At 70.5% G+C, this 20,196-nt stretch carries 15 protein-coding genes; 9 read left to right on the top strand and 6 right to left on the bottom strand.

Features of this window, described 5'->3' with window-relative positions:
- Positions 1-7: 7 nt before the first annotated feature.
- Positions 8-1,813, top strand: coding sequence for an ABC transporter family substrate-binding protein (locus AB0B89_RS17945; protein WP_358553626.1), 1,806 nt, complete (start codon positions 8-10; stop codon positions 1,811-1,813).
- Positions 1,814-1,823: 10 nt separating this feature from the next.
- Here the strand turns inward: AB0B89_RS17945 and AB0B89_RS17940 are convergent, their stop codons facing one another.
- Both AB0B89_RS17940 and AB0B89_RS17935 read right to left on the bottom strand, forming a co-directional pair.
- On the bottom strand, positions 1,824-3,545 hold the full coding sequence (locus AB0B89_RS17940; RefSeq protein WP_358553638.1) for a hypothetical protein: 1,722 nt from the start codon (positions 3,543-3,545) through the stop codon (positions 1,824-1,826).
- Between the two features lie 212 nt (positions 3,546-3,757).
- On the bottom strand, positions 3,758-4,045 hold the full coding sequence (locus tag AB0B89_RS17935; protein WP_358553625.1) for a hypothetical protein: 288 nt from the start codon (positions 4,043-4,045) through the stop codon (positions 3,758-3,760).
- A 555-nt stretch (positions 4,046-4,600) separates the two neighbouring features.
- On the opposite strand from AB0B89_RS17935, the gene AB0B89_RS17930 reads away from it, so the two are divergent.
- The 3 genes from AB0B89_RS17930 to AB0B89_RS17920 all read left to right on the top strand — a co-directional run bounded on the left by AB0B89_RS17930 (position 4,601) and on the right by AB0B89_RS17920 (position 9,679).
- Positions 4,601-6,625, top strand: coding sequence for a SpoIIE family protein phosphatase (locus tag AB0B89_RS17930; RefSeq protein WP_358553636.1), 2,025 nt, complete (start codon positions 4,601-4,603; stop codon positions 6,623-6,625).
- A 237-nt stretch (positions 6,626-6,862) separates the two neighbouring features.
- Positions 6,863-8,557, top strand: coding sequence for an RNA polymerase sigma factor (locus AB0B89_RS17925; protein WP_358553623.1), 1,695 nt, complete (start codon positions 6,863-6,865; stop codon positions 8,555-8,557).
- 147 nt (positions 8,558-8,704) lie between these two features.
- Positions 8,705-9,679, top strand: a complete 975-nt coding sequence (locus AB0B89_RS17920) for a hypothetical protein (RefSeq protein WP_358553621.1) — start codon at positions 8,705-8,707, stop codon at positions 9,677-9,679.
- Here AB0B89_RS17920 and yaaA read toward each other — a convergent pair.
- Entirely contained in the window at positions 9,666-10,430 is a 765-nt protein-coding gene (gene yaaA, locus AB0B89_RS17915; RefSeq protein WP_358553619.1) for a peroxide stress protein YaaA, read from the bottom strand. The two genes, AB0B89_RS17920 and yaaA, sit on opposite strands and share 14 nt — an antisense overlap.
- 102 nt (positions 10,431-10,532) lie before the next feature.
- Between yaaA and AB0B89_RS17910 the strand changes: the two genes are divergently transcribed.
- Positions 10,533-11,264: a GNAT family N-acetyltransferase gene (locus tag AB0B89_RS17910; RefSeq protein ID WP_358553617.1), complete on the top strand. Its 732-nt coding sequence runs from the start codon at positions 10,533-10,535 to the stop codon at positions 11,262-11,264.
- Between the two features lie 188 nt (positions 11,265-11,452).
- On the opposite strand, the gene AB0B89_RS17905 is transcribed toward AB0B89_RS17910, so the two are convergent.
- Entirely contained in the window at positions 11,453-11,680 is a 228-nt protein-coding gene (locus AB0B89_RS17905; protein ID WP_358553615.1) for a hypothetical protein, read from the bottom strand.
- Between the two features lie 244 nt (positions 11,681-11,924).
- Here AB0B89_RS17905 and AB0B89_RS17900 point away from each other — a divergent pair, with 244 nt between their 5' ends.
- Complete coding sequence (locus AB0B89_RS17900) at positions 11,925-13,997, top strand: DNA topoisomerase IV subunit B (RefSeq protein ID WP_358553613.1); 2,073 nt, start codon at positions 11,925-11,927, stop codon at positions 13,995-13,997.
- Between the two features lie 241 nt (positions 13,998-14,238).
- Here AB0B89_RS17900 and AB0B89_RS17895 read toward each other — a convergent pair whose 3' ends face one another.
- A complete protein-coding gene (locus tag AB0B89_RS17895) occupies positions 14,239-14,739 on the bottom strand; it encodes a carbonic anhydrase (RefSeq protein ID WP_358553611.1) in 501 nt (166 codons plus the stop codon).
- Between the two features lie 140 nt (positions 14,740-14,879).
- Here AB0B89_RS17895 and AB0B89_RS17890 point away from each other — a divergent pair, with 140 nt between their 5' ends.
- Positions 14,880-15,209, top strand: a complete 330-nt coding sequence (locus AB0B89_RS17890) for a hypothetical protein (protein WP_358553609.1) — start codon at positions 14,880-14,882, stop codon at positions 15,207-15,209.
- A 109-nt stretch (positions 15,210-15,318) separates the two neighbouring features.
- Here AB0B89_RS17890 and AB0B89_RS17885 read toward each other — a convergent pair whose 3' ends face one another.
- A complete protein-coding gene (locus AB0B89_RS17885; RefSeq protein ID WP_358553607.1) occupies positions 15,319-17,853 on the bottom strand; it encodes a DNA topoisomerase IV subunit A in 2,535 nt (844 codons plus the stop codon).
- Between the two features lie 185 nt (positions 17,854-18,038).
- Here AB0B89_RS17885 and AB0B89_RS17880 point away from each other — a divergent pair, with 185 nt between their 5' ends.
- Together AB0B89_RS17880 and AB0B89_RS17875 are read left to right on the top strand one after the other, a co-directional pair.
- Positions 18,039-18,854 (top strand): TauD/TfdA family dioxygenase, encoded by an 816-nt coding sequence (locus tag AB0B89_RS17880; protein ID WP_358553605.1) that lies wholly within the window; start codon positions 18,039-18,041, stop codon positions 18,852-18,854.
- A 121-nt stretch (positions 18,855-18,975) separates the two neighbouring features.
- The coding region (locus tag AB0B89_RS17875) for a RecQ family ATP-dependent DNA helicase (RefSeq protein WP_358553603.1) at positions 18,976-20,196 on the top strand (1,221 nt) is incomplete at its 3' end.

The raw sequence follows: 20,196 nt of genomic DNA, 5'->3' as shown, positions 1-20,196 counted from the left end.
AGGAAACGTGACTGTAGTCCGGAGGGGACGGCCGGGCGCGGGGGCCGCGCGGGGAAGGGCCGGCGCGCCCTCGCCGATCGGCGCGCTCGCGCGCGGTCGCCGGGGCCCGCTGGCGGCCGTCGCCCTTGTCATCACCCTGTCCCTGTCCCTGTCGCTCGCGCTGACGGCCTGCGGGAGCGGCCGGGGCGGCGCGGGGGGCACGTCCACGGGGAAGGTCCCGCCGGCGATCAAGGCCTTCGACATCAACCAGATGCCCCGCGACCGGGTGAGGCAGGGCGGCGTCCTGCACTGGGGGCTCACCGAGTTCCCCACGCAATGGAACCTGAACCACGTCGACGGCAACCTCGCGGAGGTCAAGAAGGTCATCGACGCCCTGATGCCCGCCGCGTTCCGCTCCGACGAGAAGGCCACCCCGGTCCCGAACACCAACTACGTCACCGATGCCCGGGTGACGGCGACCAGCCCGCGTCAGGTGGTGACCTACACGCTGAACCGCAGGGCCCGGTGGTCCGACGGCAGGCCGATCACCTGGCAGGACTACGAAGCCCAGTGGAAGGCCCTGAACGGCGCGAACCCCGACTTCCACGTCGCCGCGACGACCGGCTACCAGGACATCGCGAGCGTCGCCCGGGGCAAGGACGACTACGAGGTGCTGGTGACCTTCGAGAGCCCGTTCTCCGAGTGGCAGTCGCTGTTCTGGCCGCTCTACCCGAAGTCGACGAACGCGACGCCGGACGCCTTCAACACCAGCTGGCTGAACCGGATCCCCGTGACCGCAGGCCCGTTCAAGTTCGCCTCCTTCGACCAGACGGCCAAGACGACGACGATCGTCCGCGACGACGCCTGGTGGGGCGACAGGGCCAAGCTCGACAAGATCATCTATCGTTCGCTGGGCACCGACGCGCTGGTCGGTGCGTTCACCAACGGCGAGCTGGACGTCTTCGACGTCGGACCCTCCGCGCCCGACTACGCCAGGGCCAAGAGCGCCAAGGGCGCGGTCATCCGGCAGGCCGCGGGTCCGGACTTCCGGCACTTCACCTTCAACGGCGACAGTCCCGCGCTCTCCGACGTCAAGGTCCGCCAGGCGATCGTCCTCGGCCTGAACCGCGACGCGATCACGCGGTCGGACCTGCAGGGGCTCGGCTGGAACAGCGCGCTCCTCAACAACCACTTCTTCATGAACACCCAGGCCGGCTACCAGGACAACGCCGGCGCGCTCGGGAAGTACGACCCCGCCAAGGCCGAGAAGCTGCTCGACGCGGCGGGCTGGCGCCGGGCGAGCCCCACCCGCCAGAAGGCCGGCAAGGTGCTCACCGTCCGCTTCGTGATCCCGGCCGGGCTGCAGCTCAGCAAGTCCGAAGGTGAGCTGACCCAGGCCATGCTGGAGCGCATCGGCGTCAAGGTCACCATCCAGTCGGTGCCGAACGACGACTTCTTCTCCAAGTACGTCATCCCCGGCAACTTCGACATCGCGCCGTTCTCCTACATCGGCACGCCGTTCCCGGTCTCCAGCAGCTACGGCACGTACGCGAACGGGGTCAAATCGTCGGACGGCAAGATCCAGTGGAACGCCAACTTCGGCAGGTCGGGCAGCCCCGAGATCGACACGGCGATGAAGAAGGCCTCGTCCGACCTCAACGCCGAGCAGGCGAGGAGCGACGCCAACGAGGCCGACAAGCTGATCTGGCAGAAGGTCAACGTCCTCCCGCTCTACCAGCGGCCGCAGAACTGGGGGGTGAAGTCCACCCTCGCCAACATCGGGGCCCCCGGGTTCTACACCCTCAAGTACGCCGACATCGGCTTCACCGGCTAGCGCCCGGCGCCTAGGCGGGGGGTTCGTCGGGGATGTCGGCGATGTCGTCCAGGGCGGCGGCCAGCTCGTCGGGGTGGTCGCCGATCCGCTCCGCGATCTCCATGAGCACGTGCAGCACGTCGTGGCGGTCGTGCCCGAGGTCGAGCAGGCGCTGGGCCGCCTCCCACAACTGCTCGGGGTCGCCGTCCCACAGCCGCTTGGCGATCTCCTCGTGCCAGGCCAGGTGCTCGGCGTAGTCGGGACGGCCGCGCTCGTCCGCGTGGTCGATCTCCACCAGGATGCGGCGGTCGGCGTCCTCGGCCGGGTGGAGGGCCGACAGGTCGATGTCGCCGTGCGTGCCCTCCAGGAACGGGAACGCGAACGCCCGCCGCGCGAGGGCCGACAGGTCGCCGTCGGGCAGCAGGCGCTCGACGAGGGATCGGTCCAGACCGAAGGTCGTCGGGTCGCGGTATGCCTCGGTGAAGCGGCCCGTCGCCTCCCAGACGGCGTCCAGCGTCGCCCGGACGCCCTCCTCGGGCAGCCCGGTCCTCGGGGCGGCGAACCGTACCCATGACAGCAGCACGTGGGGCATGGCCTCCTGCTCGGCGGGATCGAGCAGGACCTTGCGCGGCAGCCAGTCGAGGAGGAACGTCTCGCACTTGGTGGGGCTCACCCGCAGCGGGCGGTTGAAGTCCTGGTCGCATCCGTAGTCGATGATGTGGTCGGCGCACCGGGACGCCGCCGAGGGGTCCGAGAGGTGCTCGGCCGCGTCGGAGGCCAGGAACTCCGCCGCGAGCATCGCGCGGCGGTCGCGGCTGTAGGGCGCCTCGCTGAAGAGCGGGGCGGGGCGCTTGCGGCCCGGCGGCAACGCCTTGATCCGGGCCCTGGCGAAGGCGTGGTAAGCGCTGTAGCTGTCGCTGACGAGCTTGGGCGACTTGCGGCCCAGCGACTCGGTCGTGGCCTTCATGGCGAACTCCAGCAGCGCCCTTGCCTGCTGCGGCTCGATCTCCTCGAAGCGCAGCATGGGATTGCCGGCGGCCTCCATGCCGGCCTTCTCCAGCAGGCTGTCGACCTGGGAGGAGACCCACGCGTCACGGGCCATGCCCCGCATGTTGTAGTCGACGATCACCACCAGGGCGTGGGAGTCCTCGCTGTGGGCCTCGGGAGCCCGCCCCGCCACGGTGCCCTCGGCGGTGCCGCACCCCGGCGCCTCCCGCGCCGAGACCAGGCCGGCGCCGTCGCCGGCCGGGGCCTCGGAGTCGCGATCGCGCCCGATCGCACCGGAACGGTGGCCGTGACCCGCCGCCCCGGCCCTGCCCGAAGACGCCGCCTGGCCCAAGCCGACGCGACCCTGCGCGGACTGGTCGGGAAAGCCCCGGTAGGCGAAGGTGCACACCACGGTGTCCTGGTCGCCGTAGGCGTCCCTTGAGACGTAGCAGCCCCGGGGTTTGACCGCTCCAACACGCTCGGCCCAGCGCGGCCGCGCCACATCGGACTCCATCAGGGCCAGCGCGGCGCCCTCGGCCTTCGCGGCCTGCCGGGCGGTGCCGAGGTAGGCCACGGCGATCAGCAGGGTCAGCGCTGCGGGCGTGCCCGCCTTGGCGGCGTAGTCGACCAGGCCCTCGCCGAGGAACTCCTCCACGTCGCCCCGGCGCAGGCGGCGGCCCCACCACGCGCCGAGCATGTCGGAGACCATCAGCTCGGCGTCGAGCGGGGTGCGGACGGCGAGCAGCTCGCGGGCCGCCAGAAGCATCTCCGCGAACACGTCGTCCGGCGGCTGGGTGCCCCGGGGGTCTCGTCGTCGTCGGCGGCTCACGCCCCTTACCTTCTCGCATTCCAGGCCCAAACGGTGCACGGAACGCCGCCTGGTGACCCCGCTGTTACCCGGAAGGCCCGACTGTTACCCACATGGGCCTGCGAGTGTCACCGCCAGGGGCCATGTGTGTTACCCGTGCCGGAACCCGGTCAGCCGGGAGGGGCGACGAGGAGCGCGGAGCTGGAGAGAGCGAGCAGGTGCTCGCGGGCGATGCGCTCTACGACGGGCGCGGTGATGTCGACCCCGAGGTGGGCGGCGCACGCCCACACGTCGTCCACACATCGCTCCACGATCTCGATGGGCACGATGAGGAACTCGTCGGAGAGGCGCGCGGTGACGAGATCACGCGGCCCGGCTGCTCGCGATTGGGCTTCGCGTGGTTCGGATACTCGCGGTTCGGCGGTTCCCCAGGTGAAACGCGTTGCTAGAGCAGGCATGGGCGGTTTCGCATCCTCCCGGTGAGCCGGGGGAGATCTGTCCCCCGGACCAGTGCGCTGAGGGGGCGTGCGTTTCCCATTTCATCTTGTATCGCGGAGGTGTCAACCCCTAAGGGTTAGGGGCACATCCGGCACCACACGCCCTCTCCTGTGGGAAGCTGTTCCCCAGCGCGTCCGGTTGCCGGACACGCCGTGCCCTACGGCACGAGGCGTTACCGTGCGGGTCCGAGGTGGCGGAGGGCTGAAGGCTTGGCCGAGGTGGCGGAGACCGGGCAGACCAAGGGGCGAGTGCCGAGAAAGTCGGCCGATCTTGCTGCACACCGCGGCGCGTTTTTGACAGGATGCGTTGACCGCATCGCGGCCGGGGCTTCCGTCCGTGCGTGCCCATCGCCGATGATGTAGTGCAGTTCCGCGCTACCAATCACAGTTATGGAGATGTGCCTCGTGGGAGACCCTGGCACGCGACGGAGGTGCCGACCATGAGCGCCGAAACCTCCGTGCCCCGTCCCCGGGAGTCGGGTGTGGACATCTCAGACCCCGCCCTAATTCCAGGGCCTGCTCGCCGAGGCGCCGTTCGCCTTCGCGTTCTTCGACACGGCCGGCAGGTTCCAGCGGGTCAACCAGAGCTTCGCCGACGTCAGCGGCGTGACCGCCGACGATCATGTCGGCCACGCGGCGTCGGAGATCCTCGCCGCCGACCTCTCGGCCCTGATCGACGCGGCGCTGCGCAGGGTCGTCGAGGAGCACCGCGCGGTCGCCAACGGCGACCAGCGCTACCGCACCATGTCCGGCAGCGGTGAGCTGCGGCACTGGACCTTGTCGTTCTATCCGATCCACGGCGACAAGGGCGCGCTGGCCGGGGTCGCCATGTTCGGCGTCGACGTCACCGAGCGCCAGCTCACCGAGGAGGAGCTGCGCCGCAGCGAGGAGCGTTACCGCTCGCTGGTCGAGTCGCAGCAGCAGCTGGTGTGGATCACCTCGCCCACGGGCGCCGTGTTCGAGGACGCCCCGCAGTGGCGGGCCATCACCGGCCAGAGCCTCGAAGAATACCTCGCCTACGGCTGGCTGGAGGCCGTGCACCCCGACGACCGCCCGGCCGCAGACGAGGCCTGGCGCGAGGCCCTGCGCGGGCGCACCCTGTTCGAGTGGAGCTACCGCGTCCGCACCCGGGCAAGCGGTTACCGCCATTTCGAGGTGCGGGCCGTACCGATCATCCGGCACGGCCGGGTCATCGAGTGGGTCGGCGCCAACAGCGACGTCACGCCGCAGCGCGAGGCCGAGGAGATGCGCGGCCGCCTGACCGACCAGCTCGGCGCCGCCGCCCTGCGCACGGCACGCCTCCAGGGCGCCACGGCGATGCTCGCCGAGGCGCTCACGGTCGAGCAGGTCGTGCAGGTCATCATCGACGTCGGCCGCACCGCCCTGGCCGCCGACAGGTCGGCCGTCGCCCTCCTCGACACCGATCGGGCGGCGCTGAAGCTGACCAACAGCGGCGGCCTTCCCGAGGTCCCCGGGGCCGCCGGCGAGGAGATCCCGCTCTCGCAGTCCAGCGTGATGACCATGGCGGTCAACAGCCGCAGGCCCGTGTTCGCCGAGTCTCCCGAGAGCCTCCGAGCCCAGCTCGTGGAGGCGGGCGGCGACGAGGCGGTGGTCGAGGCCTTCCTGGCCCACAGCGACGAGCGGGCGTGGGTGGGCCTCCCGCTGCTGGCCGCGGGGCGGGCGCTCGGCGCGCTCAGGTTCGCCTTCACCCGGCCGCAGAAGATCTCCCAAGAGGACGGCGTCTTCCTGGAGGCCCTGGCCGGGCAGTGCGCGCTCGCCGTGGAGCGGGCCACGCTGTTCGAGCGTGAGCACCGCACCGCCGAGACGCTCCAGCGCAGCCTCCTGCCCGACCGCCTCCCGGTCATCCCGGGCCTGGTGCTGGCCCAGCGCTTCCGCTCGGGCAGCAGGCACGTCCAGGTCGGCGGCGACTGGTACGACGCGTTCGTCCTGCAGGACGCCCGGGTGGCGGCCGTCGTGGGCGACGTCATGGGCAAGGGCGTCAAGGCCGCCGCGGGCATGGGCCGCATCCGCAACGCGATGCGCGCCCTGGCCCTCACCAACCCTCCGCCCGCCGCGGTGCTCACCGGCCTCGACAGGGTCTTCGACGCCACCGAGGAAGAAGAGCAGGTCACGACCCTGGCGTACATGGTCGTCGAGCCCGGAACCGGCGAGGGCACCCTCGCGCTGGCTGGTCACCCGCCGCCCCTGCTGGTGTCGCCTCAGGGCACGGCCGTGCTGTCCGAAGGGGAGCCCGGCACGCCGCTCGGCTGGCCGACCATCCGCAAGCAGTTCCGGTTCTGCGTCCCGCCGGGTCACACCGCGGTGCTCTACTCGGACGGTCTGGTGGAGAACCGCAAGCGCGGGCTCGACGCCGGGCTCGCAGAACTTTGTTCTGTCGTCGGCGAAGCGCCCCCGGAAGTCCTAGGAAATCCACATATGTTGCTTGACTTCCTGGTGGATCGGATGCTGGCGGGGTATGAGCAGGACGATGACGTCACGGTGCTCGCCGTTCATGTGCCAGCCGCCACAAAGAGTGACTGAATGAAACAGTCATAAGGGTTGCTTTCGGGTATCGGTGACCCGCTTCCGTACGCACTACTGTTCCGGTCGGCCTAGGGTGGAGGGCAACCGCTGTGAGGCGGCCGTAAGGACGGCGGGGTCATGCCAGAATGCTGGGCAGGTACGTCGCGGTTCGCACGGCCCACCACCGAAAAGAAGCAAGCGCCCCTAGCGGGCACCTGGGTCCATTCTCACCATGCGTTCGTTCGAGAGGTGTTCGTGTCGCCTGCAAGTTCGACTCGCTCGAAGCCATCTGAGCTGAACGAGCCCGTCATTCAGCGGCTCATCGAGCGTGGGCGCTCGCAGGGTTTCCTCGAGTCTGAGGATGTCCGCAAGGCCTTCGAGGAGGCGGACATCCCGATGTCGCACGCCGCTGGGTTCCTTCGGAACCTCAGCAAGGAGGGTGTGACCGTCGTGGTGACCGCCGCGGACTCGGCGGCGCCCAAGAAATCTCGTGGCCCGGCCAAGCGTCGCACCGCCGCCCCCGTGAAGAAGACCAAGACCGCCACCGCGGCGGCCAAGGAGCAGCCCGATACCGTCACGGCCGTGGTGAGTGGTGCCGGGGGCGAGGCCGCGGCGCCGGCTGAGAAGCCGGTCGCCAAGAAGCCCGTGGCCAAGAAGGCCGCGCCGGCGAAGAAGGCCGCATCAGCCCCTGACGCTCCCGCCAAGGTCACAACCCCTGCCGCCCTCGCCAAGAAGGCCAAGCCGGAGGTCGCCGTGCCCGCGTCGCCATCGCCCAAGATCGAAACCAAGCCCAAGGTCTCCTCCGAGGATGACGAGGACCTCGACATCGAGGGCGACCTCGAGCTCGAGGACTTCGACATCGACGTCGAGGTGGAGGCCGTGGCCGAAACCGACACAGAGACCGAGGTAGAGGCCGAAGTGGAGGTCGAGGCGGAAGCCGAGGCCAAGCCCGGAGCCGAGGTCCAGAGCGACGACGAGGTCCTGATCCTCTCCGATGACGACGACGACGCGCCCGTGGCGCAGGTCGCCGCCGCCGGAGCCACCGCCGACCCGGTGAAGGACTACCTCAAGCAGATCGGCAAGGTCCCGCTGCTCAACGCCGAGCAGGAGGTCGAGCTGGCCAAGCGCATCGAGGCCGGTCTCTTCGCCGAGGAGCAGCTCGCGAACGACGGCGAGAGGCTTCCCGTCGACGTCCGCGCCGAGCTTGAGTGGATCGCCGAGGACGGCCGCCGCGCCAAGAACCACCTGCTGGAGGCCAACCTCCGCCTGGTGGTCTCGCTGGCCAAGCGTTACACCGGCCGCGGCATGCTCTTCCTCGACCTGATCCAGGAGGGCAACCTGGGTCTGATCCGCGCGGTCGAGAAGTTCGACTACACCAAGGGTTACAAGTTCTCCACCTACGCCACGTGGTGGATCCGCCAGGCGATCACCCGTGCCATGGCGGACCAGGCGCGGACCATCCGCATCCCCGTCCACATGGTCGAAGTGATCAACAAACTGGCCCGGGTCCAGCGGCAGATGCTGCAGGATCTCGGTCGCGAGCCGACTCCCGAGGAGCTGGCGCGCGAGCTCGACATGACCCCTGAGAAGGTCGTCGAGGTCCAGAAGTACGGCCGCGAGCCGATCTCCCTGCACACCCCCCTCGGCGAGGAGGGTGACAGCGAGTTCGGCGACCTGATCGAGGACTCCGAGGCCATCGTCCCGGCCGACGCGGTCAGCTTCACCCTGCTCCAGGAGCAGCTCCACTCCGTGCTCGACACGTTGTCGGAGCGCGAGGCGGGCGTGGTCTCCATGCGGTTCGGCCTCACCGACGGCCAGCCGAAGACGCTCGACGAGATCGGCAAGGTCTACGGGGTGACGCGCGAGCGCATCCGGCAGATCGAGTCCAAGACCATGTCGAAGCTCCGCCACCCGTCGCGCTCGCAGGTCCTGCGCGACTACCTCGACTGATGACGGCACGGCTCCCGCCCAGACAGGGCGGGAGCCGTTCGTCATCGGCCCCATGGTGCGAAAGGGCCTTCCTTGGACAGCGCCGTTTACGCAGCCGTAACGTGGCGGTAGCGGCGCGAGTCTTGACGGCTTCTAGGCTCACCGCCCATGGGTGTGATCGAAGTGGATCGGGCGCGTGCTCGGGGGCCACGACCGATCGCAAGCCGTCCCTGGGCCGACGCCGTTCTCGACGACGCGGTGAACGCCCTCGGACGCGGATATCTCGAACCCGCCATTCCCGCGCTCGTCGCGACCCGGGGTGACCCCGAGGTCCGCGCGTTGCGGGTCGAGGCGCTGGCCAAGGCCGCCGTGGGCCTCGCGGGAGGCATCGAGGCCCTGCTCTCGCGCGACCGGGTCAACCCCGATCTGTGGCTGTGGCTCGGCCGCACCCGCGTCGAGGAGGCCTGGGAGATCAAGCCCGATGTCCGGGCGCGGGCCGTGCAGGCCGACCGGGTGCGCGTCTTCCATCAGGCGATGGAGGCGGCGCGGGCCCCGCTGCTGGCGGCCGCCCAGCTGATGCCGGCCGATCCGGCGCCCTGGGTCTCCCTTCTGTGGCTGTCCCTCGGCCTGGAGCGGCCGAAGGAGGAGAAGGACTCCATCTGGTCGGAGGCGTCACGCCGTCACCGCACACTGTTCGCCGCCGGTCTCGCCCGGCTGGTCACGCTGTCCCCCGGCTGGGGCGGCACGAGCCAGGAGATGTTCGACTTCGCCCGGGCCGCGGGCCGGCAGGCCCCCGACGGCGATCCGCTGGCGGCGTTGCTGCCCCTGGCCTACTTCGAGCACGTCGCGGGCGAGCGATCGGGGCGGTCGCGCGCCTGGGTCTCGTACGAGGTGCAGCGCGAGATCACCTCGGCGGCGGGCCGCTGGCACGAGCCCAGGGGCGGCAGGGCGCATCCAAGGGCCGTGGAGGCGCACAACGCCTTCGGCGCGGCGTTCTACCTGGCCGACATGCGGCGGCCGGCCCGAGGGCACCTCTCGCGCACGGGCGGCAGGTTCAGCGTCCTGCCCTGGTCGCACATGGGTGACCCCGAGAAGGAGTTCCTCAAGGCGTGTTCACGGCTGAATGTGATCACGAACGGATAACGACGTCCAGGGTCCAGGGCCTGCCCTTCCTGGGCGGGTCGCCGAGCTCGGTCTCGTGGCCGAGCCCCGCCAGGAGCTCGGCCAGCTCCTGGGGGCTCCGAGGATCGGCGCCGCTCTCGACCAGGGAGCGCGCGACGGCGCCGCGCGTGGCCTTGGCCATGTGGCTCACCACCGAGCGGGTGCCGTCGGTCTCTCTCAGCACGCGCACCGTCGTGGCACGCGAGCCGGGCTGCCAGGCCTGGGCGTACGTCGACGACCTCAGGTCGACGACCATCCCCGACTCGGCGTCGAGGACCTCCGCCAGGGGGGAGCGCCAGTGGGCCGCGAGGCCGCCCAGGGGCGGCAGCCGTACGCCCATGGACAGGCGATAGGGCGGGACGCGGTCGGAGAGCCGCAGCGCGCCCCACAGCCCCGAGAACACGATCACCGAACGCTGGGCGCGGCGGCGCGCCCTCGCGTCGAGGGAGCCGAGCCCGAGGTTGTCGTAGAGCACGCCGGTGTAGAGCCGCGACACGGGCAGGGTGGGGGCGGTGCGCAGCCGCCGGTTCCTGTCGAGCTCACCCGCCTGGCCGGGGGACAGGCCCAGAACCGCGACGGCCTCGTCCTCGGGGCCCTGGACCAGGGCGGTGAGAGCGTCGAGGGCCTTCTCGCGCGCGGAGGTCAGGGCGGGGAAGCTCAGTGAGCCGAGATCCAGGGCGGCCCCCCTACCGCGGGTGGCCTTGCCCTCGGACGGCGGCAGCAGGATCAGCACGGGGCCCGATCCTAGCCTCCCGCAGGTCAAGGGGTCTCCACGGCCCCGGCGTACCCGGCCGGGGAGCATCGGCTAAGGGGGAGCATCGGCTAATCTGCGCCGATGAGCGGGGAGAGCCTTGACTTCGACGACCTCGTGCACCGGGCCTGGCCGGCGCCCTGCCAGGAAGCGCTGGACGGCTGGGTGCTGCGCTACGCCGACGGCGTGACCAAGCGCGCCAACTCGGTGCTCCCCTGGGCCACGCCGGATGATCTGGACAAGGCGGTCGGCGCCGCCGAGAGCTTCTACGCCGAGCGGGGGCTGCCGTGCGTGTTCTCCATCGGCCCGCGCGCGTCGCCCGGTCTGGACGAGGAGCTGGCCGGGCGGGGATACCACCTGGTCGACGAGACGGTCCTCATGGTCGCCTCGACGGCCGTGGAGCCCGCGTCCCCCGCGCACGAGGTGGAGATCCTCGACCATCCGTCGCAGGCGTGGCTCGCCGCCTGGTGGGCGGTGGACGGGCGGTTCGGGGACGACGGCCTGGGCGCGGCCGAGCGGATCATGAGAGGCGTGCCCGCGAGCTACGCCGCCGTCCAGTGGGACGGCGGTCCGGTGGCCGTGGGGCGTTCCGTGCTCCAGGGCGGCACGCTGGGGATCTACTGCATGGCCACGCTGCCGCACGCGCGCCGCCGGGGGCTCGGCCGCAGCGTGCTGCGCGCCCTGCTGGCGCACGGCCGGAAGCGAGGCGCCGGTGAGGCGTACCTCGTCGTCATGGCGACCAACCTCGCGGCCAGGTCGATGTACGCCTCGGAGGGTTTCACGCCGTCGGGCGGCTACCACTACCGGGTGCGGTGACCGCTCCGGGGCGCCCCGGGACCTCCGCACGGACGGGCCTCGTCCGCCCGTGCCCGCGGTGTCACCTGGCCGGAGAGAGCGACGCGGCGAGCCCCGAGAGGGACGTCCGGGGGGACGCCATCCGAGATCGCCGCGTTCACTTATGTGGTTGTCACTCGATTATCGGGGTCAGAGCGGCGGGCGCGTGCTCACCGTTCGCTGGCGTTCGATGTAGGGGTTTCGCTCAGGCGCGCCGACTCGTCCTGGATGTCGGCACCCTTGTCGCGAAGGGCCGCGACGTGCCGACGTCCGTGGTGAGCGCAGAACAGTAGCTCCCCGCCCACGGGGAGGGACGCGCGGATGTACGCCTGGGCGCCGCACCGGTCGCACCGGTCCACGGCGGTCAGCGGCTTGGTGGGGGCGAGAGCTCCAGTCACGTATCGCCTTTCGGGTCACCCCACTGACGTGGGGATTTGGCGTCAGTCACTTGGCTCAACATCTAACCCGATGCAGACGTTCCCAATCGCCTTCCGGATACGCCGAGAGCAGAATGTGTCGTTAAGTGACGTGAATCGAGGTCCGCCTGACGCGGAAGCCCATGTTGGTGGCACGCTTAGGCGCGCCGGAACATCAAGAAACGGTAGGCTACGCACACATGTTCGATGCTCAGTGGGAGTGGGAGTGACCGCAGTCAGCACGGAGGCGGGTTACACGGCCCGTCATCTGTCGGTGCTGGAGGGCCTGGAGGCCGTCCGTAAGCGCCCCGGAATGTACATCGGGTCCACTGACAGCCGCGGCCTCATGCACTGCCTCTGGGAGATCGTGGACAACGCCGTCGACGAGGCTCTCGCCGGCTTCTGCAAGCGCATCGAGGTCGAGCTGTTCCCCGACGGGTCCATCGAGGTCCGCGACGACGGCCGCGGCATCCCCGTCGACGTCGAGCCCAAGAGCGGCCTCGCGGGCGTCGAGCTCGTCTATACCAAGCTCCACGCCGGCGGCAAGTTCGGCGGCGGCTCCTACGGCGCCTCGGGCGGCCTGCACGGCGTCGGCGCCTCCGTGGTCAACGCCCTGTCCGCCCGGCTCGACGTCGAGGTCGACCGGGGCGGGCGCGTCCACGAGATCAGCTTCCGCCGCGGCGTGCCCGGCGTGTTCGACGGCGACGGCCCCACCGCCAAGTTCAAGAAGAAGTCGGGCCTGCGTGACGGCGGCGCCCTCGCGAGCAAGATCACCGGCACGCGCGTGCGCTGGTGGGTCGACAGCCAGATCTTCCTGCGTGAGGCCGAGGTCTCGCTCGACGAGATCCACGTCCGCGCGCGGCAGACCGCCTTCCTGGTCCCCGGGCTCACGATCTCGGTGCGCGACAGCCGCGGCGAGGAGCCCGTGGAGGAGGAGTTCCGCTTCGACGGCGGCATCTCCGAGTTCACCGAGTTCCTGGCCCGCGACGAGTCCGTCTGCGACGTCATGCGGCTCCAGGGCGTCGGGCACTTCCACGAGACCGTCCCCGTGCTCGACGAGCAGGGCCACATGACCTCCACCGAGGTCGAGCGCGAGCTCACCGTCGACGTCGCCGTGCGCTGGGGCAAGGGCTACGAGACCACCGTGCGCTCGTTCGTCAACGTGATCGCCACCCCCAAGGGCGGCACCCACGTCAGCGGCTTCGAGCGCGCCCTGGTCCGCACGATCAACGAGCAGCTCAGGGAGACCCGCCTGCTCAAGAACGGCGACGACCCGGTCACCAAGGAGGACATCCTTGAGGGCCTGACCGCCGTTGTCACGGTCCGGGTCCCCGAGCCGCAGTTCGAGGGGCAGACCAAGGAGGTCCTCGGCACCTCGGCGGCGAGCCGCATCGTGTCCCACGTGGTCTCGCGCGAGCTCAAGGACCTGTTCGCCAGCACCAAGCGCGCCCACAAGCTGCAGCTCCGCGCCGTACTGGAGAAGATCGTCGCGGCGGCCAAGGCCCGCATCGCGGCCCGCGAGCACCGCGACAACCAGCGCCGCAAGAGCGCCCTGGAGAACTCCGCGCTGCCCGCCAAGCTGGTCGACTGCCGCAGCGACGCCGTCGACCGCAGCGAGCTGTTCATCGTCGAGGGCGACTCCGCCCTCGGCACCGCCCGCGCGGCCCGCGACTCCGAGTTCCAGGCCCTGCTGCCGATCCGCGGCAAGATCCTGAACGTGCAGAAGGCCTCGGTCGCAGACATGCTCAAGAACGCCGAGTGCGCCGCGATCATCCAGGTGATCGGCGCCGGCTCGGGCCGGGGCTTCGACATCGAGGCCGCGCGCTACGGCAAGGTCATCCTGATGGCCGACGCCGACGTCGACGGCGCCCACATCCGCTGCCTGCTGCTGACGCTCTTCCACCGCTACATGAAGCCCATGGTCGAGGCGGGGCGCGTGTTCGCCGCCGTGCCTCCCCTGCACCGCATCGAGGTCACCAACCCGGGCAGGGGCAAGGACAAGTACATCTACACCTACTCCGACGCCGAGCTGCACAGGGTGCTGCGCGACCTCGAACGCCGGGGCAAGCGCTGGAAGGATCCCATCCAGCGCTACAAGGGCCTCGGCGAGATGGACGCCGACCAGCTCGCGGAGACCACCATGGAGCCGCGCCACCGCACGCTCCGCCGCGTCCGCATCGAGGACGTCGAGGCCGCGGAGCAGATCTTCGCGCTTCTCATGGGCAGCGACGTCGCTCCCCGCCGCGAGTTCATCGTCGGCAGCGCCGCCGAGGTCGACCGCGACCACATCGACGCCTGAGGCGGCGACCGCGCTCACGCGACCCGGCCCCTCGGAGCCGGCCGCGTGTTGGCGCGACCCGGCCCCTCGGAGTCTGCCGCGCGTTCACAGGGGGCGGCCCCTTCGAGCCGCCCGCGCGCTTACGGCACCACCGCCTCGGGGCTGCCGCGCCCTCGTGTGACCCGGCGGGCCCTCTGGGCCCCCGCCGGGTCACACGGCCGCGGTCTCCAGGCTGTGGCCCGTCACAGCCCCGTCTCGGGGGTCACAGCGTGACGGGCATCAGCTTGCCCGTGTGGACGTCGTAGACCGCTCCGCCGATGGCGAGGCGGTCCGGCAGGTACGGGTAGGTGCGGATCCGGATCAGGTCGCGCCGCAGGGCCGCGTCCTGGTCCGGCACCGTATGGAACTCCAGGCTCCGCGTGTCGACGCCGTACTCCCGGCTGATCAGCTCGTGGACGTCCTCGTCGGTCGACTTGGCCATCCGGCAGTCGGTGTGCGGCATGACCAGGACACGGTCGACGCCGAGGAGGTACACGGCGAGCACCAGCGTGCGCAGCACGTCTGGCGTGACCCGGGCTCCCGCGTTCCGAAGGATCTTCGCGTCCCCCGCTGTGAGACCCAGCAGGCCAAGCGGGTCGATCCGCGAGTCCATGCACGTCACCACGGCGAGGCCACGTAGCGCGCGGCCGCTAAGGTTCGAGCCCTGGAAGTTTTGGGCGTATTCCTCATTGGCGGTCAGCAGATCGTCGAATGCTTCCGTCATGGTGCCAATATTCCCGGATGCCGTTTTCGGTAATACCCCCGGGGGTGTCCGGAAGCGGCTTCGCAAAGATCCCACGATCAGTTGTCGCTTTCGGTGATGATGGTTCAACGCTACGTGCAACATCGTCGGGGGGGTTCGCGGTGGGGACGACCGATTCGCTCGCCGGATATCTACGCGCTCGGGCCAGGTGGCGACTCGACCGGGTCCAGCGCAAGGACGGCGGCTGGAACGCGCGCTGCGCGCTCGCGCTGCTGGACGCCGCCGCCTACGCGCAGACGCTTCCCGAGGACGACCCGCTGGTCATCGCGCTGGAGGAGGCCGGCTGCTTCGGCCCGTACGGGTTCGGCGACTTCGAGCCGGGTGAGGCGGCGGCCAAGCTGATCGACTTCTGGCACGACGGCGAGCCGTGGGAACTGCTGACGGCCATTCCACCTGTGGCCAGGGGAGACGCCGTCCCGTCGGGACACTAGCGGCGCGGGCCACCCCTTCTGCCTCTGCGACGCCGGCTATCGCGACCGGCCCCACGGGCGGCTGAGCGGCGCCCGGCTCTGTTAGCCGGGCGCCCGGGCTCAGGAACGGCTACTCGCCCGGCTCGGCCGCCTCCAGGCCCTCCTGGTCTTCTTCCAGGCGCCCACCCGCCCGGCCCTCGCGGCCGACGGCGGGGCCGCTGCCGAGCGCCCCGCCGATCGCGGCGATGGCGGAGGCCATCCGGAGACCGGAGCCGTCGCGGCGGCCCAGCTCGGACGGCAAATCGACGGGCCTGCCTGTCGAGGACACCGCCTTGATCGGGGCCGGGCCCGCCCAGGCGAGGATGAGCACATCCTCACCCTTGAGGAAGCGCTGGGCGCGCACGCCGCCCGTCGCCCTGCCCTTGGGGGGGAACTCGGCGTAGTCGGACACCTTGCCGCCTCCGGTCTCCGTGCCGGGAAGCGCGGTGGCGGAGCCGGCGACGGTCACGACGCGGGCCTCGCGGGCGGGGTCGACGACGCCGAACCAGATGACCTTGGCGCCGTCGTCGAGGCGGATGCCGGCCATGCCGCCGGCAGGGCGCCCCTGCGGCCGTACGGAGGAGGCCGAGAAGCGCAGGAGCTGGGCGTCGGAGCCGATGAACACCAGGTCGTGGTCGTCCGAGGTCAGCTCGACGGCCCCGACCACGCTGTCGCCCGGCTTGAGGCCGATGACCTCGAAGTCGTTGCGGTTCGCGGGATACTCGGGCACGACACGCTTGACCATGCCCTGCGCGGTGCCGAGCGCGAGGCCGGGCCCCTCGGGGTCGAGGGATCCGAGCCCCACGACCAGCTCGCCGGGGTTCAGCGTGACGTACTCGCTGACCGGGTGGCCGCCCGACAGGGACGGCGGGCTGGCCAGAGGCGGCAGGGTCGGCAGGTCGACCACGGAGACCCTGATCAGGCGCCCGGCCGACGTCACCACGCCGACCTCGCCCCTCACCGTCGACCGTACGACCGAGACCAGCACGTCGTGGGCCGAGCGTTCCTCCCCTGCGCCGAGCGGCGAGTCGTCGCCCGTACGGGCGAGAAGGCCGGTCGAGGAGAGCAGCACCAGGCAGGGGTCGTCGGCGACCTCCAGCGGGATCGCGCCGGGGGTCGTGACCGCCGCGGCCTCCAGCAGGACGGTGCGGCGCGGCGTGCCGTACGTCTTGGCGACCTCGGCCAGCTCGGCCGAGACGACCCGGCGCAGCCGGTCCTCCGAGGACAGGATCGCGGTCAGCTCGGCGATCTCGTCCTGGAGAACCTGCCGCTCGCGGTCGAGCTCGATCTTGTCGTACCTGGTGAGGCGGCGCAGCGGCGTGTCGAGGATGTAGTTGGACTGGATCTCCGAGAGGTCGAAGACCTCCATGAGCCGGGTGCGCGCCTCGGCGGAGTCGGCGGACGACCGGATGACCTGGATGACCTCGTCGATGTTGAGGAGGGCGACGATGAGGCCGTCGACCAGGTGAAGGCGTTCCTCACGCCTGCGCCGCCGGTAGGCCGAGCGGCGGCGCACGACCTCGATGCGGTGGTCGACGAAGACCTGGAGCAGCTCCTTGAGACCGAGGGTGCGGGGCTGGCCGTCGACCAGCGCCACGTTGTTGATCCCGAAGGTCTCCTCCATCGGGGTCATGCGGTAGAGCTCGGCGAGCACGGCCTCGGGGTGGAAGCCGTTCTTGATCTCGATGACCAGGCGCAGGCCCTTGTGCCGGTCGGTGAGATCCTTCAGATCGGAGATGCCGGAGAGCTTCTTTGAGGTCACCAGCTCCTTGATCTTGGTGATGACCCGTTCGGGGCCGACGTTGAAGGGCAGCTCGGTGACGATGATGCCCTTGCGGCGCGGGGTGACCTGGTCGATCGTCGCCTTGGCGCGCATGCGGAAGGTGCCGCGCCCGGTCTCGTAGGCGTCCCTGACGCCGGCCAGCCCGATGATCGATCCACCGGTCGGCAGGTCGGGCCCTGGCACGAAGCGCATGAGCTCGTCGAGCGAGGCGTCCGGGCTCTTGATGAGGTGACGGGCCGCGGCGATGACCTCGACGAGGTTGTGGGGCGCCATGTTGGTCGCCATGCCGACCGCGATGCCCGCGGCGCCGTTCACCAGGAGATTCGGGAAGGCGCTCGGCAGGACCGTGGGCTCGGTCTCCTGGCCGTCGTAGTTGGGCTTGAAGTCGACGGTCTCCTCGTCGATCGACTGCACCATCAGCATGGACGCCGGGTCGAGGCGCGCCTCGGTGTAGCGCATGGCCGCGGGCTGGTCGTCGGGCGAGCCGAAGTTGCCGTGGCCGTCGACCAGCGGGAGCCGCATCGAGAACGGCTGCGCCATGCGCACCAGGGCGTCGTAGATCGCGGTGTCGCCGTGCGGGTGGAGCTTGCCCATCACGTCACCGACGACCCGTGAGGACTTGACGTGCCCCCGGTCGGGCCGCAGGCCCATCTCGCTCATCGAGTAGAGGATGCGGCGCTGGACCGGCTTCAGTCCGTCGCGGGCGTCGGGGAGCGCGCGCTGGTAGATCACGGAGTACGCGTACTCCAGATAGCTGGTGCGCATCTCGGTCGAAACGTCGATGTCGACGATCCGCTCCTCGAAGTCCTCGTCTGGCGGGGGTGTGGTAGTCCGTCGGGCCATATCGAACATTGTGCCGAAGGTGCAAGGTGCTGCGCGACTCGACGGGCTTCCGGGTCCGTACGGCCGGCGGTGGTGACCGCCCATCGCGACCGGTCCCGCTCTCGGGACCGTGAGTCCATCTTGACCAAGCGGTTGCTTGCTTACATGCTGGGGTGGGGTGACGAAGAGGGAGGGCTACAGGAGACATGATCGAGTTCAGGCCCATGACCAGGAACATCGGCGCCGAGGTCACCGGGGTCGATCTGCGCAAGCCGCTGTCGGAGGACGAGGTCCACACCATCAGGCAGGGCTGGCTGGAGCACCTGGTGCTCTTCTTCAGGGACCAGCCCATCGACGACGACGAGCACGCCCGGTTCGCGCTGCGCTTCGGCGCCCTCAACATCCCGGCGTTCAACAAGGACCAGACCAGCCCCATCCACCGCCTCGACCAGGTGGACCCCAAGGGCGAGGGAGGCGACGAGTGGCACAGTGACAACACCTTCGAGCCCGAGCCGCCCATGGGGTCCCTGCTGCGTTGCCTCCGGCTGCCCTCGGTGGGCGGCGACACGATGTGGGCCAACGCCTACATGGCGTACGAGACGCTGTCCCCGCCGATCCAGCGGCTCTGCGACGAGCTGACCGCGGTCCACGACATCACGAACTCCATGAAGAAGGCCATTTCCAAGGGGCACAACTATGATCTCGCCGCCATGCAGGCGAAATGGCCGCCGTACGAGCGCCCGGTCGTGCGGGTCCATCCGGAGACCGGCAGGAAGTCCCTGTTCGTGAACCGCGCGTCCACCACCCGCCTGGTCGGGCTGTCGGACCGGGAGAACGAGGCGCTCCTGCCGTACCTCGTCGACCACATCCGCTCGCCGGAGTTCCAGGTGCGCCTGAACTGGCGGCCGGGCACGCTGGCCTTCTGGGACAACCGCAGCACTCAGCACTACGCGGTGGCCGACTACACCGAGCGTCGTGTCATGCACCGCGTCACCATCGCCGCATTCGACGAGCACAGGTAGCCGGCGCCTGGGGACAGTCGCGGGCGAGAACGGCTCGAACCATCTCGAACCGGGCGTCGGTTATCCACAGCGGGGGCCTTGACGGCCTGAAACGTCGCCGGGACCTGGTACCCATGGAGCCATGGTTGACGAGAGCGGTCTGCGGGCCGAGGCGGAGCAGCGGCTGCGAGCGCTCGCGGGGGAGCACGCGAGGCTCAGAGACGACCAGTGGTCCGCGATCCGGGCGCTGGTCGTCGACCGGCGGCGCGCGCTGGTCGTGCAGCGCACCGGCTGGGGCAAGTCGGCGGTCTACTTCATCGCCACCGCGCTCCTGCGGGCCAGGGGCGCCGGCCCCACGGTCATCGTCTCGCCGCTGCTCGCCCTGATGCGCAACCAGATCTCCGCCGCCGGCCGCGCCGGGGTCCACGCCGCCACGATCAACTCCGCCAACGTCGACGAGTGGGATCTCATCCACGCCGATGTCGAGCGCGGCGAGGTCGACGTGCTGCTGGTCAGCCCCGAGCGGCTCAACAACCCCGACTTCCGCGACCTGGTCCTGCCCAAGCTGGCGGCGAGCGCCGGCCTGGTCGTCGTCGACGAGGCCCACTGCATCTCCGACTGGGGCCACGACTTCCGTCCCGACTACCGCCGTCTGCGCACCCTGCTGGCCGATCTTCCTCCGGGGGTTCCGGTCCTCGCCACCACGGCCACGGCCAACGCCCGGGTCACCCGCGACGTCGCCGAGCAACTCGCCGGCCTCACCACCCCCGCGACTTCCGAGGCGCTGGTGCTGCGGGGGCCGCTGGAGCGCGACAGCCTGCATCTGAGCGTCGTGCGCCTTGCCACCGCCGAGCAGCGGCTGGCCTGGATCGCCGAGACGCTGCGCGAGCTGCCGGGGTCCGGCATCATCTACACCCTCACCGTGGCCGCCACCCAGGAGATCGCCGCCTACCTGCGCGACCAGGGGCACGAGGTGGCCGCCTACTCCGGCCAGACCGATCCCGCGGAGCGGCTCGCCGCCGAGCAGGCCCTGCTCGGCAACCGGCTGAAGGCGCTGGTCGCGACCTCGGCCCTCGGCATGGGCTTCGACAAGCCCGACCTCGGCTTCGTCATGCACGTCGGCGCTCCCGCGTCGCCGGTGGCCTATTACCAGCAGGTCGGCCGGGCGGGGCGCGGCGTCGAGCGCGCCGAGGTGATCCTGCTCCCCGGGCCCGAAGACCGCGACATCTGGGCCTACTTCGCCTCACTGGCCTTCCCGCCCGAGCCCGTGGTCCGGGCGACCCTCGCGACGCTGGCCGAGCAGGGCACGATGTCCACGGCCGCGCTGGAGACCCGGGTCGACCTCAGCCGCAACCGGCTGGAG

The organism is Sphaerisporangium sp. NPDC049002, from assembly GCF_040649355.1.
Taxonomy (GTDB): Bacteria; Actinomycetota; Actinomycetes; order Streptosporangiales; family Streptosporangiaceae; genus Sphaerisporangium.
The sequence above is the reverse complement of the archived record's forward strand: the minus strand, read 5'-3'. Positions and strand labels throughout refer to the sequence as shown.

Coding starts and splice junctions, on each gene's coding strand:
- AB0B89_RS17920 (WP_358553621.1), top strand. CDS start 8,705: ATGGGTGTGATCGAAGTGGATCGGGCGCGTGCTCGGGGGCCACGACCG.
- AB0B89_RS17940 (WP_358553638.1), bottom strand. CDS start 3,545: ATGCTTCTGGCGGCCCGCGAGCTGCTCGCCGTCCGCACCCCGCTCGAC.
- AB0B89_RS17880 (WP_358553605.1), top strand. CDS start 18,039: ATGATCGAGTTCAGGCCCATGACCAGGAACATCGGCGCCGAGGTCACC.
- AB0B89_RS17885 (WP_358553607.1), bottom strand. CDS start 17,853: ATGGCCCGACGGACTACCACACCCCCGCCAGACGAGGACTTCGAGGAG.
- AB0B89_RS17910 (WP_358553617.1), top strand. CDS start 10,533: ATGAGCGGGGAGAGCCTTGACTTCGACGACCTCGTGCACCGGGCCTGG.
- AB0B89_RS17935 (WP_358553625.1), bottom strand. CDS start 4,045: ATGCCTGCTCTAGCAACGCGTTTCACCTGGGGAACCGCCGAACCGCGA.
- AB0B89_RS17895 (WP_358553611.1), bottom strand. CDS start 14,739: ATGACGGAAGCATTCGACGATCTGCTGACCGCCAATGAGGAATACGCC.